This is a genomic window from Rhodovulum sp. BSW8 (assembly GCF_003314725.1).
Lineage (GTDB): Bacteria > Pseudomonadota > Alphaproteobacteria > Rhodobacterales > Rhodobacteraceae > Rhodovulum > Rhodovulum visakhapatnamense.
The window spans coordinates 1-13,941 of the sequence record NZ_QNVX01000006.1 but is presented as its reverse complement, the minus strand read 5'-3'; the positions used below and the strand labels follow the sequence as shown (position 1 = coordinate 13,941).

At 64.8% G+C, this 13,941-nt stretch carries 17 protein-coding genes; 6 read left to right on the top strand and 11 right to left on the bottom strand.

Annotated features, from left to right (window positions below):
* Positions 1-287: 287 nt before the first annotated feature.
* On the bottom strand, positions 288-602 hold the full coding sequence (locus DSD19_RS05155; RefSeq protein WP_113668791.1) for a DUF6538 domain-containing protein: 315 nt from the start codon (positions 600-602) through the stop codon (positions 288-290).
* A 223-nt stretch (positions 603-825) separates the two neighbouring features.
* Here DSD19_RS05155 and DSD19_RS05150 point away from each other — a divergent pair, with 223 nt between their 5' ends.
* The 4 genes from DSD19_RS05150 to DSD19_RS21365 all read left to right on the top strand — a co-directional run bounded on the left by DSD19_RS05150 (position 826) and on the right by DSD19_RS21365 (position 5,471).
* Positions 826-2,016, top strand: a complete 1,191-nt coding sequence (locus tag DSD19_RS05150; protein WP_113668790.1) for a site-specific integrase — start codon at positions 826-828, stop codon at positions 2,014-2,016.
* A 365-nt stretch (positions 2,017-2,381) separates the two neighbouring features.
* A complete protein-coding gene (locus DSD19_RS21375) occupies positions 2,382-3,278 on the top strand; it encodes a hypothetical protein (RefSeq protein WP_133260362.1) in 897 nt (298 codons plus the stop codon).
* A gap of 636 nt (positions 3,279-3,914) precedes the next feature.
* On the top strand, positions 3,915-4,850 hold the full coding sequence (locus tag DSD19_RS21370) for a hypothetical protein (protein WP_133260361.1): 936 nt from the start codon (positions 3,915-3,917) through the stop codon (positions 4,848-4,850).
* 3 nt (positions 4,851-4,853) lie between these two features.
* On the top strand, positions 4,854-5,471 hold the full coding sequence (locus DSD19_RS21365; protein ID WP_133260360.1) for a hypothetical protein: 618 nt from the start codon (positions 4,854-4,856) through the stop codon (positions 5,469-5,471).
* Positions 5,472-5,660: 189 nt separating this feature from the next.
* Here DSD19_RS21365 and DSD19_RS05145 read toward each other — a convergent pair whose 3' ends face one another.
* From DSD19_RS05145 to DSD19_RS05115, 8 genes are all read right to left on the bottom strand, one after another.
* Positions 5,661-6,020, bottom strand: a complete 360-nt coding sequence (locus DSD19_RS05145; RefSeq protein ID WP_113668789.1) for a hypothetical protein — start codon at positions 6,018-6,020, stop codon at positions 5,661-5,663.
* Entirely contained in the window at positions 6,020-6,589 is a 570-nt protein-coding gene (locus DSD19_RS05140) for a lysozyme (RefSeq protein ID WP_165828050.1), read from the bottom strand. Before DSD19_RS05140 ends, DSD19_RS05145 begins: the two co-directional genes overlap by 1 nt.
* The gene (locus DSD19_RS21360) at positions 6,582-6,821 is read right to left on the bottom strand and encodes a hypothetical protein (RefSeq protein WP_133260359.1); all 240 of its coding nucleotides are present in this window, start codon (positions 6,819-6,821) and stop codon (positions 6,582-6,584) included. The genes DSD19_RS05140 and DSD19_RS21360 overlap by 8 nt, the downstream gene beginning before the upstream one ends.
* Before the next feature lie 162 nt (positions 6,822-6,983).
* Entirely contained in the window at positions 6,984-7,295 is a 312-nt protein-coding gene (locus DSD19_RS05135) for a hypothetical protein (protein ID WP_113668787.1), read from the bottom strand.
* A gap of 99 nt (positions 7,296-7,394) precedes the next feature.
* Positions 7,395-8,186 carry a hypothetical protein gene (locus DSD19_RS05130; protein WP_113668786.1) on the bottom strand — a complete coding sequence of 264 codons (792 nt, stop codon included), beginning with the start codon at positions 8,184-8,186 and terminating at the stop codon, positions 7,395-7,397.
* A 14-nt stretch (positions 8,187-8,200) separates the two neighbouring features.
* Positions 8,201-11,344, bottom strand: coding sequence for a phage tail protein (locus tag DSD19_RS05125; protein WP_113668785.1), 3,144 nt, complete (start codon positions 11,342-11,344; stop codon positions 8,201-8,203).
* Positions 11,329-11,751, bottom strand: a complete 423-nt coding sequence (locus DSD19_RS05120; protein ID WP_113668784.1) for a hypothetical protein — start codon at positions 11,749-11,751, stop codon at positions 11,329-11,331. Before DSD19_RS05120 ends, DSD19_RS05125 begins: the two co-directional genes overlap by 16 nt.
* Complete coding sequence (locus tag DSD19_RS05115) at positions 11,739-12,263, bottom strand: hypothetical protein (RefSeq protein WP_113668783.1); 525 nt, start codon at positions 12,261-12,263, stop codon at positions 11,739-11,741. The genes DSD19_RS05120 and DSD19_RS05115 overlap by 13 nt, the downstream gene beginning before the upstream one ends.
* Before the next feature lie 96 nt (positions 12,264-12,359).
* Between DSD19_RS05115 and DSD19_RS05110 the strand changes: the two genes are divergently transcribed.
* Positions 12,360-12,542 (top strand): type II toxin-antitoxin system HicA family toxin, encoded by a 183-nt coding sequence (locus DSD19_RS05110; protein ID WP_075786980.1) that lies wholly within the window; start codon positions 12,360-12,362, stop codon positions 12,540-12,542.
* A 17-nt stretch (positions 12,543-12,559) separates the two neighbouring features.
* On the top strand, positions 12,560-12,952 hold the full coding sequence (locus DSD19_RS05105) for a type II toxin-antitoxin system HicB family antitoxin (protein ID WP_113668782.1): 393 nt from the start codon (positions 12,560-12,562) through the stop codon (positions 12,950-12,952).
* A gap of 8 nt (positions 12,953-12,960) precedes the next feature.
* On the opposite strand, the gene DSD19_RS05100 is transcribed toward DSD19_RS05105, so the two are convergent.
* Both DSD19_RS05100 and DSD19_RS22215 read right to left on the bottom strand, forming a co-directional pair.
* Entirely contained in the window at positions 12,961-13,557 is a 597-nt protein-coding gene (locus DSD19_RS05100; protein ID WP_113668781.1) for a hypothetical protein, read from the bottom strand.
* On the bottom strand, positions 13,557-13,941 hold a 385-nt coding region (locus DSD19_RS22215), incomplete at its 5' end, for a phage tail tape measure protein (RefSeq protein ID WP_371412532.1). The genes DSD19_RS05100 and DSD19_RS22215, both read right to left, overlap by 1 nt.

Here is a 13,941-nt window from a genome sequence, read left to right as displayed (position 1 = left end):
GCCGCCCCACGACCGGCTGCGGCGGGGCAATCGGCGTCCCGCCTCGTCCCCGGCCCGGGCAGGTCGGCTTGCAGGGCCCCCAAGGCCAAACCTGCTGCGTTTCGGGACCTCCGCAGCCCCCGAGGATCGAGGCCAAGCCTGGCGAGGATCTGCGCGACCGGGCGGGCGCGATGGCCGGATGCGATCACGCCTCGCACCTTCGCCCGGCCGGTGATCCGAGGCGCGCCCGGCGGCTTCCGTCAGGGGATATGGACGCCGGGCGGTCGCGGGCGACGAGCCTGCTCCGCTCAGGCTGCGATGCGCAGATGAACGGCAAGATTGTCTGCGGCGGCATCCTGCAGCCCTTCCCTCAGGGTCGTCCCGAAGACAAGCTGCGGCCCGGGTTCATCTACGGGCTCATCGCGTTTCGCGAAACGGGACGCCTTGATCTCGTCCAGCGTTTCCCGGCGTCGGCTCGGGGCTGCCCCGAGGTCGGACGTCCCGAGAAACCGGATGATTTCGCGCTTGCCGAGCGCCTGTCTCAGCTCGGCAGGACCGGTGAATCGGACGGCGTAATTGCTGCCGCGCTTGAAGATGCCCTTGGGCAGAAGTGTGAGGGACACAGATTTATTCTCCCGCACATCCGGGAGAGTAAGTCCCTGTTTCCGAGGGACTATGGTGCGGTCGAGATACAGCGAACTAGGTGTGCTATGGGTTGCTCTGGGCGCTGGGACTCCATAAAATAACAATACCTTAGCCCATAAATTCTGTCAGCGGCGATCAGCAAAAAGCTGGGAAGCGCGATGCAGACTGGGGGACTGGCTGGGGGACTGACCGGAGGACCGAATGGCAAACCTCACGACGCGGGGCATCAAGGCAGCGTGTGCCGGGAAACATGACGATGGAAGCGGGCTCAGGCTTGTGAAGGCATCGCCCACTTCCGGAAAGTGGGTCTTCCGATACAGCCATCTCGGCAAGCGGCGGGAAATGGGCCTCGGGTCCTGGCCGGAAGTCGGGTTGGCGACCGCTCGAAAAGAGCGCGATAGATGGGCGGCTGAGCTACGCTCTGGCCAAGACCCCATCAACCTCCGCGACGCGCTGCGGCGCGCCGAAAGGGAAGCACGCGACAAACACGATCCCACCTTCGCCGAACTCGCCCAAATGGTCTTTGAGGCCAAGAAAGCTGAACTTCGTGGCGACGGCGACCGCGGCAGATGGTTCTCGCCGTTGCGCGTTCACGTGATCCCGAAGATCGGACGGATTTGCATATCGCAATTGACGGCTCAGGACATCCGCGATGCGATGTCTTCGATCTGGCAAACCAAACCCCCAACCGCGGAGAAGGCTTGGCAGAGGACGCGCCTCGTTCTCCGGGAAGGGAAGCTGATGGGGTTCGAGTGCGATCCATTTACAGCGGACGCCGCGCAGCGCCTGCTCGGAACCGTGTCGCATACCACCCAGCATATCCACGTGACGCCTTGGCAGGACATGCCTGCGCTATATGCCCGGCTAGATAGCGGATCGCCCGCCCATGAGTGCCTGCGTTTCATGATGCTCACCTTGGTCAGGTACATGGGCTGCGCCGGAGCACGGGCGAACGAGGTCGATGGCGATGTCTGGACGGTCCCGGCCGAACGGGTGAAAGGTCAAGAGGGACGCACAAAGGACTTTCGCGTGCCCCTGCCGGTCACCGCCCGCGAGATCGTTGACGAGGGAAAAGAAGTTTGGGGCGATCTGCTATTCCCCGGCCGCTCAGGGGCCCCGATTACGTCACGCGCGATTGAAAAAGCGCTGGATTCCATCGGCGAGGCAGGACGCCCACATGGGTTTCGTGCCAGTTTTCGCACTTGGGTCCAGGACACCGATGCCTGCGACTACGACGTCGCCGAGACGATACTCGGCCATACGGTCGGCAACCGCGTCGAGCGAACCTATGCACGATCCGATCTATTGGAACGCAGACGCCCAGTCATGGATGCGTGGGAACGGCATGTGACCGGCTGCGCAGACAATGTCGTCAAGATCAAAGCCGGTTGATTGCACTTCGCCACTGGTCCGGCGGAACGCGGGGCACGGCCGCCCTCCCCGCGCAAACTGACCAGGGACGCTCGCTGCCGATAGCGGCCATTCGTCACCCGAGGCCTTCACCGGTTGACGAATCGCGGAAGGGGACATGCGTTTGGCGCATGGAACAACTCTCAACCAGCGACGCAGGCGGCCCAAAGCTGCCGGTCGCTCCGCCAGTCGCATGCCGTCAAAGCGGCCTTTCAAGCTCGCCGCAGGATGAACCGCAGTTCGCTTGCGATTGCCTGCTCTCGCCGTTACGGATAGGCAAGCAGGTCTGCAAGAGCGAGGAGCATCTTGCTCGCCGCCTCAATCACGTTATTTTTTAGGAGGGAAGCGTGCCAGCCATTGAAGTAGAGATTGCCCCACCTGCAAATTGGCAAGACTTCGAAAGGCTTACCCTCGACATTGCAAAGGTGCTTTGGGAGGACGACTATGCAGAAAGAAATGGGCGTCAGGGACAGGCTCAGGCTGGCGTTGACGTTTATGGATGCAGTCGCAAGAATGGAGAGCACGTCGGAATTCAGTGCAAGAAGAAGAATAGCTCAGGAATTCCGTCCAAACAGCTGACCATTGCGGAGATAGATTCTGAGGTCGAAGCTGCAAAAAGGTTCACCCCGGATCTCGACCGCTTCATAATTGCAACAACTGGTCCGCGAGATGCGAACCTTCAGGATCATGTGAGGAATTTGAATCGATCTGGATTCAAGTTCCAGATTTCTTTGATGTTTTGGGAAGATTACCAAGAGTACCTCAATAATCATGTCGACCTGATGTATAGATACTACAAGGACGTTCTGGAGTACCGCGAAAAGTATAACCCAACAGAGCATTACCTACTAATGCTTAGCATGGCGTTCGATAGGCCCGCCCTGAGAACACCATTTCACCTTGAAAATCGAGCCGCGGATTTTATTCAAGCGATTTCGGACACTCAGAATGCAATTTCTACTGGTCGTCTAAAGGATAGAGATGGGAAGATTATAGACGAATGTAAAATCCCTAAACCGAAGATCCCTGGATTAACAGAAGCGGGAAAGCACCTGCAGAAGGCTCGCGAGATTGCGACGGAAGCCATATCAAAGAATTTGATTGTGGAGCACCAATCCGTGATGGAAATTAGGTCTCCGAAAATTGCCAACTGTCTGAATGAGCACCGAAAAAGGGCCCTCGAATTTCTCAATGTAGAGCTCAGAGCGCATAGCTTGGGTGAAGTCGAATTTGATGGATTTTGAACATATCGAAGCCGACGCCGTCATGCGGTGCGGCCGTATTAAGGCCTGCCGCGTCCGCCACAGTTTCGGTGTAGTTTTTCGGGAAGTTACTGCTTGGCTGAGCGTATCGGGCGGGGTTTGATCCGCACACTCAGAAGTGCGCGAGAATGTCCGAAAAAAAACGACCTGACCCACCGCCTATGCTCTGGTGCATTGCCGTCCGTCGCCTGCTTCTTGCGAACCTTGCTTCTAAGGAACGCAAGGAGAACAGCAGTCTTCGCCGATTACCGGAGGAAATGCTTTCGCAAACTCACCGTCCGCTTCCCTGCCCACCTGCATAAACGTAGCGAGCGGTTCCGCTGCAGGCCTTCGCGAGGATCGCACGTGCTGCGGCGCAGCCTCCCGAGAGCGGACCTTTGGCTTGGACCAGACCTAGGCTTGATCGCTACCGCTCGATTTTGCTGAGTTTATTTTAACGTTGCATAAGCCATGACTTGCGCAGGAGTCCTAGGTATACGTAACATGTGGGGGAGGGGCACACTTTGTTCGCACCTTCATCGACAGGCGGTGTTCTAGGTAGCTTGTCCTTGCGCTGCTGGGGGTCAACCTTTAAGGCAGGCATAGAGAAAATATAACTTTTGGGTAATGAGAATCTGAATGGCGAAACGAACTCGGAACAACATCGTCACGACCTCCTTTCATTATCTTGTTAAGACAACAAAAAATGAAGATGATCCCGCAAACCCCATAGAATCGGGATTTACGCCCAACGAATTTCAAAGAGTTGTGGATCGGATCATCGATCCTAACCCCCTAGATGAACGCGACGACGACGTAATCCAGAGAATAAAAGATGGGACGGACCTGCCGTTCGGGGAACATGAATTGGTCGATGGGTATCTACATTTTGGGCGCTTCGACGGAGCGTATTACGGGCAGCAGTACAGAAATAACATCTTGGGAACAATTTCCGCCGACAGTCTCAACCTTAGACCCTTCCACTACCTTATCACGCGCCTGAGAGATGGGAAGATTATTATCGGCGTAACTTATCACGGTCAGTTTGGCGACTATGATGGCATGAGTAAATGCCTTATTCATATTCTCCGTGGTAATTATAGCATTGCCTCCCGCACCTTGCGGAGTTTGTCCGGCGAGATCGGGAATGGTGTTCCAGTGGAACTCACACTTACCTATCGGCGACCTGATGACCGTCCGGAACGGCAGCATCTGTTCGGTCGGTCAGGTGTGATCGCAATCAAGAACACCGAGTTCGGAGATGATTTCGCTGATCAAGTAGGCGCGGTGGCAGAACGAGTGCATGGCGATGTGCGGCGTCGCAAGCAGATTCTAGCGGATATTGTGAACAATGGCGAGATGCTAGAGCTTAATGATGAAGACATCATTGGATGCACGGCAGTTGTTAGGGAACAGGGAAGGAGGCGCACAATCTATCTCCTTGGGGAAAACAACTTTGCAACGAAGTTTCTGCTGAATGTGCAGTTCGATGCAAACGGAGTGCCGCGGCAGGACCAAGTAAGAGATGAGATGGTTCGAGTTCTGCGAGAAAAAATAATGCCGATGATGAACTAAGACATGAAGGGGCTTATCGAAAAAAATTACGGCACTTACGTCAGCGCCGTAACAGGGAGGAGGGAAGGACACTGTCTTCGAATAGTGTTGTTTCTGATCTTCTCTGCAATCTGCGCCGTCTTTGCGAAAACTTCGATATATTCGTCCTATTCGGTCTTGGTCACGTCGATCACGATCCTTACGGGTTTTACATTCACAGCCCTGTTTTCGGACCACACGATGGCAGATGTTGGCCTTCCATGCCCAAAGGACGAAAATGATCGAACCGACCTGGCGCGCCTTGGAGTTTTAGGTGAAAATTTTAAGTGCCGCTCGTCATATTTTATCGCATTGTCGATAATTGGGGCGGTGTTAATGACTATCGCATCGCTTGAATTAACTAGCCCCAAGCTCTTCTCTGATGCGCTCGCAGAATTTTGGCCAACTTTTACAGAATTGCTGGGTTTCAATTCAAAAGCTTATCTCTTGATGATCTTGGATTTGATTTCGACAGTGATGATCTTGATTGTAATATTTATATACCTTGAATGCCTGTATACATTCTACAGAATGTCTGAAACGATCCTGTCGATTGTGAACCTCAGAAGAGCTTACATCCGACACTCGGAGAACAGGGCATAGGACCTTTGCATGTGGCCTGCGGCTTACCGCCAGGCATCGAAATTGTCGTAGGCTGAATGTCTGCTCTGCCAGCTTGGCTATGATAGGTCCGCTCTTGCAGCGAAAGCCCGCTTTCCGCCCTTTCACGCCCCGCACACCCGCCTGGCCAGCGCCACCGGATCCCGCTCGTCCGGGCCGCCAGGATCGCCCCTACCGCCTGAGCGCCCGGACCACCCCGATAGCTGCGGCCCCACCGAAATAGAACGTCACGATCCTCAGCTGCAGGTCCAGCAGGTCGGCGGACAGCGCGTCGGTGGCGTCGAGGCCCAGAACTTTGTCCCAGATCAGCAGCTTAGCGTTGTAGAGGATGAACGGCGCCGCCCAGGCGGCCTGCACCCACGCGGTCAGGCGCCCGCCGAGCGCCCGATTCGCCTGACGCTCCTGCAACTCGGCGATGCGGATCTCGGCCGCGATCCGGTCGGCATCGTTGGCGGCGCGCAGCCGCGCCTCGTAGGCCGCGCGCAGCTGGCCCGCCAGCCCGCCGCCGAGGATCTGCATCAGCCAGCCCATCACGACGCCTCGCGCATGCAGTAGCCGTATTCCTCGGTCCGGCGGTTCCGGAGCCCCGCGACGACGCGCCCGCCCGCCTTGTTCCACCAGGTCAGGGCCTCGCAGGCACCCGGCACGTCGCCTTCGTTCAGACGCCGGGTCGCGGTGGATCGGCCCGCCCCGGCCACGCCGACGTTGAAGGCAAGGCTGGTGAAGGCCGCATCCCGGGGCGGCGGCAGGCGCCGGGCGCGCGTCTCGGCCGAGAAGTGGGGCAGAAGCCGGGCACGATAGTCGCGCACCTCGGCGCGCAGCAGGGCCTCGCAGTCCGCATCCGACAGAACCATGCCCGGCCGCGCGGTGCGCGTGTGGCCGTAGCAGATTGTCCAGACGCCCACGAGGTCCTGGTAGGCCGCGTTCCGCTTGCCTTCCCATTTCGCGATCAGCGGCACGGCCAGCGCCAGCGCGCGGGCCTCCTGCGTCCGGGCGCTGGCCGGGGCCGATGTCGGAATTCCGATATCGGGTTGCGGCTGAGGGAAGGCGAAGACGGCGACCAGCACCAGACCGGCCACGGCGAGCAGGATCTTATTCATCGCCGATCCCCTGCGCCAGAAGGCGACCGACAGCGCCATAGGCCAGCAGCCCGAGATAGACCCAGGCGACCAGCATGGGCGGGATCGGTAGCCAGGGCACCATGGCGATGATCGAGACGAGGCCCGTCCAGATCACGCCGAGGATCAGCGCGCGCATCGAGTGCGATCGCCACAGAACCGCCCGCCAGTTCGGAATCAACGCGGGAAGAGACTTCAGGATGAAGTTCAGCATTTCGCCCTCCTTGGGCTGTTCGGGGATGGGTGGTGTCGGCGCAGTGCCGGGCGCCCTATTCAAGCAGCGCTTGATTAACGGTCGACCTCTGGACCGAGCGTCAGGGCCAGACGATGAGCGCCAGCCAGATGGCGGCGGTGAGGGTGAGGTAGAGGGTCCGGCTCATTTCCCGCCCCGCCAGAGGCGCAGCATCTCGGCCAGATGGGCGGGGTCGCGCTTCAGCCAGAGGAGGGCCGCGGCGGCGGTTTCGAGCGCCAGCGGGCCGAGGACGGTCACACCGACGATGGTCAGGCGCTCGGGCGTGCCCAGCCAGAGCGCGATCTCGGGGCCCGCGACATAGCCGATGGCGCCCGAGGCCAGCACGATGCCCATGCGGGCGATCACCGCCATGCCATCGGTGCGGAGCCAGACCAGCACCAGCCCGCCGAGGAGCGCCAGCAGGGTGCGGAGCGCGTGGTCGGTCGCCTCAAGCATGGCGGCGCGCCCAGAGGGTCCGGTCCGCCCCGGGACGGTCGCGGGGGATGTCGGTATCGTCGGCCATGGCCGGTCTCCTTCGGGATGGGTCTCGGGGGATCAGAGCTCGGTCCGCGCGCCCGCGGGAGAGAGGGTCACGGTCAGGACCGCATCGCCCGTGCGGCTCCTCACAACGGCAAACCGCACATGCGTGGCCAGGGCGGGCACCCGGACGGTCTTTGTCGTGAGCGCGGGGAAAAGCTCGGTGCCCGAGCCGCCCGGCAGCGTGACCGCCCGCCTGGCATAGGACTGGAACGGACAGAGGAACGCGCCCTCGGTCAGGGGAAAGGTCCCGGCCCCGCCGGTCTCGTTGGCATAGTCGCCGGGCAGCGCGATCCATGGCCCCCAGCTCATGCCCTCATCGGACGAGAACGCCATGCGCCAGCCATCCGAGCCCTTCTGCGCCGAATAATACGCGACATGCGCCATCGCAAAATCGCCAATCGCGACGATCCCGGGCTCGGAGGACCCGTCCGAATGGAACTGGTGGCAGGCGGCCCTGGTGTTGGTGCTGTCGTATTTGTCCAGAAGCGCGGCGAGGATCTTCCCGGTCAGCATGCCATAGGCCGTGCCGGTGCTGTCGAGCGCCTGCGCCTCGGTCAGTTCCCGCAGCCCGGCCGGAACGAAGCTGTCAGACGCATAGCCGCCAAGCGCGATCCAGCCGCTATTGGCCTCGTTGCGCATCCTGAGCGCCTTCGCGGCGGTATCGACCCAGAGCATGCCGGGCCAGGTCTCGGACGGCGCGGTCGCCCCGGCATTGGTCGAGGCGGCGGCGGCCAGGGCGCCCTGGAAGAAGGCGAAGGCCTGGGCCTTGGTGTGGGTGACGTTCGGGATATAGGTGGCCTGGGTCATGATCTCCTCTGGGGTTACGTCGCGCGGTAGGCCGCGACGGACAGGCGGGTGACGCGCAGCGCATAGGCCGCGCTTTCGACGGACAGCGCCGCGCGGATCTGGAAGAGGCGGCCGTCGAACTCGGCCGCATCGAAGCTTTGCCAGGGGCCCCAGGTCGCGGTCGCGTCGTCATGGACCCGGACCTGGGTGTCGAGATCGCCATAGGCATCGGCCCCGCCCTGCCAGAAGAGCGCGTCGGGCGGGGACCAGAAGGCGCCCGTTTCGGGGCCGAAGATCCGGTCCTGCCGTTCCTCGATCAGGATCCCGACATCGCTGACCAGCCGCACCGGCCCGGCCGTGCCGAGGTTGATGAGCGCCGAGAAGACGTAAAGCGCCTCGGTCGCGCCCTCGTCGGTCGACAGGACCCCGCCCGCGGCCGAGCAACCGGCCTTGGTCCCGGCAAAGCCCGGGGCCTCGTCGAGGCGGGCGACCTCTGTCATCGGCACCAGCGAGGCGGCGCGCAGCGCGACCGCGCTGACCGGGCCGGGATTGCCCCTGGCGTCATAGGGCCGCGCGAGATAGCTGCCGGTCTTGAGCGGCAGCGAGGCGTCCGTCGACCCGCCCGGCACCGCCTTGCCGATCACGACCGAGCTTTGCCAGGTGGCGCCGGTCAGCTCGGCCGAATGCCGGAACTCGATCCAGCCGCCCTGGCGCACGTCGAGGGACGGATGCCGGTCCCAGCGCAGCATCGCCACGGCCCCGCCCGCGGACTGACCCGACAGCCCGGTAATCGCGACCGGCGGGGCGTTCTCGCCCTGCACCGCGGCCGCGCCCGCATAGACCCAGTCCGACCACATGCCGCGCGTGTTGCGCCCGCGCGCGCCGAAGACATAGGTGCCGGGCGCCATGTCGTCGATCAGGTCCTCGGGCGTGTCGGTGAGGCCGCGCACGGTCGCCTCGGGCGCCGAGATCGGCCGCCAGGAAAACTGCCAGGCGTCGATGAACGGATTGTCGGTGCTGGCTGCCAGCCGCACCCGGGTCTTGACCCCGCCGCCGCCGCGGGTCTCGTACAGCTCCTCGGTCATCGTCGGCGCCGAGACCTGCGGTCTGGCGGTCGGCGAGGGCAGCGTGGGGATGCCGCCCGCGGGCCGGGCCTGTTCCTCGCTGGTCCGCCAGTCGAAGATCGCGGGGCCGGTTTCCAGGCAGGTCAGCCGCACCTGGACGCCTTCGGGGCCGACCGTCACCGCGCGGGCCGTGACCTCGAAGGTCTTGGCCTGCCAGCCGCGCCGGGGCAGCGTCACCCGGACGGTGTCGCCCAGCCGCACGCCCCAGGCCGCGAGGCTGCAGGGCAGGATCACCTGGCGCTGGCGCCGCCCCTTCAGGAGCGCCAGCTTCATCAGCCGCTGGCCGCGCACCGGATCGGTCTCGCCCGGCAGCTCGCCCAGATCGCGCACCAGCCGCTCGCCATTGTCGGCGGCGCGGTAGGTCTCGGAGGCGAGGACCGGCAGGTCGGTCACCACATGCTCGGCCGTCGCATCGGCGAACTGCGCCTTGACGGTGTTGAACTGCTCCTCGAAGGGCCGCCGCGCGATCACCCGGATCCCCGCGACCAGCATGTCCTCGGTGATGGTCAGCTCGGGCTCTTCCCAGACCGCGCCGCCGACCGTCAGCCGCCCGCGTTCGCAGGCCCACCAGCCGCCCCAGGCGGAGGAGAGCGCATCGAGGTTCTCGCGCGGGCTGGCCTCGGTATCGAGCACGCCGTTGAAGGCATAGCGCGGCTGGGTGCCGCCCGTGGCCAGCGGCACCGGTTCCTCGGCGGCATTGGCCAGCGCCACGATAGCGGCATCGTCGAGATCGGCCTCGGTCCAGCCGATGCCGCCGAAGAGCTCGGGCGTCAGGGCGTAGTCGCGCAGGCACAGCGCCGGGTTCGTCGAATAGCGCCGCCCCTTGAACCACAGCGCAACCGCGCCCGCCGTCATGTCGATCTCGACATAGACCGTGCCGCGCCGCCCGGCGAGTTCCGCGACCGGCAGGGTCGCCCGGGCCAGTTCCTCGCCCGCGACCTCGCCCGATCCGGCGCGGAAGACGAGATCGGCCCCGGTCACGCCCAGATAAGCGCCATAGCCTGAACCGCCCTGTTCCCAGATCACGCCTTCGGGGGCGGCCGGGAAGGCGACATCGAAGGCCGCGAAGAGATCCGCGTCGAGCGCCATCCTTGTGTAATCGAGCGTGTCGCCGTCCTGCGCGGTCAGATCCGGGCTGAGCCCGGCCTCGGGGGTGAGCCCGCCGGGATAGCGGCGCCCGAAGAAGAACCGCGCGGCGATGGGGCCGCCGGTCCAGGCGGCGTCGGATTCGCCCTGCGGATAGCTCGCGCCCGAGGTCCGGCCGATGGCCCCGCCGTCATAGCCAGCCCATATCGAGCCGGGCCGGACGGCCCTGGCCGAGGCGAGCGGGGTCGAGATCCAGTCGCGCGGGTCATAGACGCGCTTGCCGCGGGCGCGGACGCGGATCTGCGGCGCGCCGGTCGGAAACAGGTCCCGGTCGTAATCGGCCTCGAAATAGACATAGGCGACGCCGCGGCCGCGGTGATCGGCCGTCCATTCCGAGGCGGCCGCGACATAGCGCGGCTCGGCCGCCTGATCCTCGGCGCCGGTATGGACGCGGAGCCGGATGCGGCCCTTGAAGTCGCTCTCGATCTGGCCCCAGTGGTAGGGATCGCCGGTGCCCCGGGCGGCGTCCTGCCGGTATTGCGCCTCGGTCCAGACCTTGGTCTCGCCGAGCCAGATCTCGACCGCGCCGTCGATCTCGTGGCAGGCGAGCGGCATGACGGAATGATAGCGCCGATGCGGCTTGCCCCCGGCCTCGGTGGTCGAGCGGGCGGTGATGGTGCCGCCCAGGGTGCGTTCGCCATAGAGGATGAGGCCCGCGGTCACCGGCTGGATCTTGTTCAGCGTGATCTCGTCGCGGGTCTTCGCTTTCGGCTTCTTCGCCAGCGCCATCTGCACGCCCGACAGCACGAAGGCCATGGCGGCCTGGCCCATGATGGCGGTCGCGGTCAGCCCGGCGGCCCAGCCCCCGGCGGCCGCCGCCAGCGCCGCCCCGACCGGCGGCATCGCGGCGGCGGGGGCAACCGATAGAAGAAAGAGAGCCGCCGCGAGGCCAATCACCCGATGCGCCATGCCGCCTCCGCGTCGAGGACCGGGCGGCGGACGGGGCCGCGCTCGGCCAGATGCACCGCATGGCGGCCGGTCACCACGCCCATGGCGCCGGGCAGCGCGCCCGCAGCATCGCCCATCACCCAGTCGCCGCGCCGCGCCAACGCGACCGGCACCCGCGGCAGATGCGCGTCGATCAGATCGGCGATGGAGCGGTATCCCAGCGCGACGAGGCCTCGGGCGGCCTCGTATTCCGAGGCATAATCCGGCAGGTCCGGGATCGGATCGCGGCCGGTCATCGCCCGTGCGGTCGCCCGGCAGAAGCCCAGGCAATCGGCCGTTCCCCAGACGAAGACCCGGCCCTCCCAGGCGCCGATCTCGGCCGCCAGCCGCAGCTCCCAGCCCTCGCGGCGGGTGATCATCTCCCCCATGTGTCCTCCCGGTTCTGGATGGCCTGGACGAGGTCGAAGAAACGGTCGCCGGGAAAGCGGCGCTGCTGATCCTCGGGCAGGTAGTAGAACGGGCGCTTGCGGCCCAGATCCATGGCGCGTTCCTCGCAGGCCAGCGTCGCGGTCGCGGCCTCGGGCCCGTCATCGCTGTCGAGCGTGTCGGCCAGCCCGTCCCAGAGCACATCGGCCGCCTCGATCTGGCCCTCGGGCCCGAAGAGCGCGAGGCGCAGGGTCACCCGGCGGCGCTGGAACTCCTCCAGCTCGGCCAGCGCCACCACCTCCGGATCGAGCCCCGACAGCGTCAGCGTCAGCCCCGGCATCTCGCCGCCCGAGGTCTCCTGCGCCTCGCCGATCCGCAGCATCTGCCCCGCCGCGCCGAGATAGGTCACGCCCTCCCACTCGACCGTGCCATGGCCCGTGAACATCGCCAGATCCCCGTTGTCGAACCGGCACTGCACCAGCAGGCCGAGGTTCCGGTCGCCGCTGGTGTCCATCAGAGCGCCTCCATGCGCATATATCTGCACCCGACCCTTGTACTCGCGCAGCGCAGGGCGTATTTATATGCGCACAACCACACAGGGGCGCCGAGGGTGGAAACCAACAGCCGGAAGATCATCAAGCGCCTCGAACAGGACGGCTTCGTGCTGGTGAAGGTCACCGGCTCGCACCACAAGTTCCGCAAGGGCGACCGGACGGTGACGATTCCGCACCCGAAGAAGGACCTGCCGCTGGGCACGGTGCGCAACATCCACAAGCAGGCCGGTTGGCTGTGACCGAAGGGAGAGACCCCATGCGCCATTACATCGGCGTCGTGCATCAGGAGGGCGACAGCGCCTTCGGCATCCATTTCCCCGACGTGCCCGGCTGCTTCTCGGCCGCCGATGCGCTCGACGATCTTCTGCCCAATGCCAGCGAGGCGCTTGCGCTTCATCTGGAAGACGAGCCCCTGCCCGAGGCGCGCAGCCTCGATGCGGTCCGCACCGATGCGGAGGTCGCCCGCGATCTGGAGGCCGGGGCGTTCCTTCTGGCGGTGCCGTTCTTCCGGCTGAGCGGGCGGACCGCCAAGGCCAATATCACCATGGATGCGGGGCTGCTGGCGGCCATCGACCAGACCGCGAAGGAGCGCGGGCTGACCCGTTCGGCCTTCCTTGCCGATCTGGCGCGGCGCGAGATCACCGGCTGAGCCTGTCATCAGAGCGCCTCGACCAGCTGCAATGTGCGGGTGCGGAGGCGGGCCTGGCTGACGGCGAGCGCGGTCTCGGGTCCGGCCAGCGCCCAGGTCCCCCAGGGCGCGCGCAGCGCCACCGGATCGCCCGCCGCGACAGGGGCGCGCAGGCGGGGCCAGAGGGTGAGGGTCTGCCGGAAGGCGGCCGTGGGGGCCTCGGCCCCGGTCACGATGTGCAGATGGCCGTCGAGCGTGAGATAGTCGCCTGCTTCTATAGTGTCGGCCGCCGTGGCGAGTTGCAGCACCAGCGTCTGCGCCCGGGGCTGGGCCGCGACCGCCACCACCGGATCGGCCGAGATCGTGCCTTGGGGGCCCGCGTAGTCCATCGCGGCCATGTCGAGCTCGAAGCGTCCGGCCGGGCCGTTCAGCCCCGCAAGCCAGGCCGAGATCGCCGCGCTTTCGCGGGCATCGAACGCCGCCAGCGTCAGCTCGGCCGCCCAAGTTCCGCCCATGAAGTCATAGGCCGTCTGCGCAAAGCTGTAGGGGCTTTGGGTGCGGATGGCGCTGCTGATCTGGCGGAGCGTGAAGCCCGCGATGCGCACCGCCTCGGGCGGGAAGGCCATCAGACGCCCTCCCGGCGCTGGCGGGCATAGACCCGCTGCGCCTCGTCGCGCGTCACCCGCCGCACGGCCTCGGCGATCTGTTCCGGGCTGGCAGTGCTGCCCGCGACGCTGACATGCACATCGCCCATGCGCACCCCGCCGCCGCCGAGGCTCGCGACCCCGAGCTTGCCATTGCCCAGCCGGGTCAGCGGCAGGATCGCCTCGGGGCCTGCCTCGCCCATCAGCCCGGTCGCGCCGCCCCGCATCGGAAAGAAGGTCGGCCGGTCGACCACGCCGCCCGCGGCAAAGGCCCGGACCCGGCCGCCCTCGAAGACATTGCCAAGGGCGTTGACCTTCACGCCGCCGCCCGCACCGGCGCCCGCGCCCCCGAAGATCCCCGAGAAG

What these genes read in the sequence shown, in the direction of transcription:
- DSD19_RS05105 (WP_113668782.1), top strand. Translation starts at nt 12,560, where the DNA reads ATGCGCCATTACATCGGCGTCGTGCATCAGGAGGGCGACAGCGCCTTC.
- DSD19_RS21360 (WP_133260359.1), bottom strand. Translation starts at nt 6,821, where the DNA reads ATGCTGAACTTCATCCTGAAGTCTCTTCCCGCGTTGATTCCGAACTGG.
- DSD19_RS05100 (WP_113668781.1), bottom strand. Translation starts at nt 13,557, where the DNA reads ATGGCCTTCCCGCCCGAGGCGGTGCGCATCGCGGGCTTCACGCTCCGC.
- DSD19_RS05135 (WP_113668787.1), bottom strand. Translation starts at nt 7,295, where the DNA reads ATGCTTGAGGCGACCGACCACGCGCTCCGCACCCTGCTGGCGCTCCTC.
- DSD19_RS05115 (WP_113668783.1), bottom strand. Translation starts at nt 12,263, where the DNA reads ATGGACACCAGCGGCGACCGGAACCTCGGCCTGCTGGTGCAGTGCCGG.
- DSD19_RS05120 (WP_113668784.1), bottom strand. Translation starts at nt 11,751, where the DNA reads ATGGGGGAGATGATCACCCGCCGCGAGGGCTGGGAGCTGCGGCTGGCG.
- DSD19_RS05150 (WP_113668790.1), top strand. Translation starts at nt 826, where the DNA reads ATGGCAAACCTCACGACGCGGGGCATCAAGGCAGCGTGTGCCGGGAAA.
- DSD19_RS05130 (WP_113668786.1), bottom strand. Translation starts at nt 8,186, where the DNA reads ATGACCCAGGCCACCTATATCCCGAACGTCACCCACACCAAGGCCCAG.
- DSD19_RS21370 (WP_133260361.1), top strand. Translation starts at nt 3,915, where the DNA reads ATGGCGAAACGAACTCGGAACAACATCGTCACGACCTCCTTTCATTAT.
- DSD19_RS05140 (WP_165828050.1), bottom strand. Translation starts at nt 6,589, where the DNA reads ATGAATAAGATCCTGCTCGCCGTGGCCGGTCTGGTGCTGGTCGCCGTC.
- DSD19_RS05125 (WP_113668785.1), bottom strand. Translation starts at nt 11,344, where the DNA reads ATGGCGCATCGGGTGATTGGCCTCGCGGCGGCTCTCTTTCTTCTATCG.
- DSD19_RS21365 (WP_133260360.1), top strand. Translation starts at nt 4,854, where the DNA reads ATGAAGGGGCTTATCGAAAAAAATTACGGCACTTACGTCAGCGCCGTA.
- DSD19_RS05145 (WP_113668789.1), bottom strand. Translation starts at nt 6,020, where the DNA reads ATGGGCTGGCTGATGCAGATCCTCGGCGGCGGGCTGGCGGGCCAGCTG.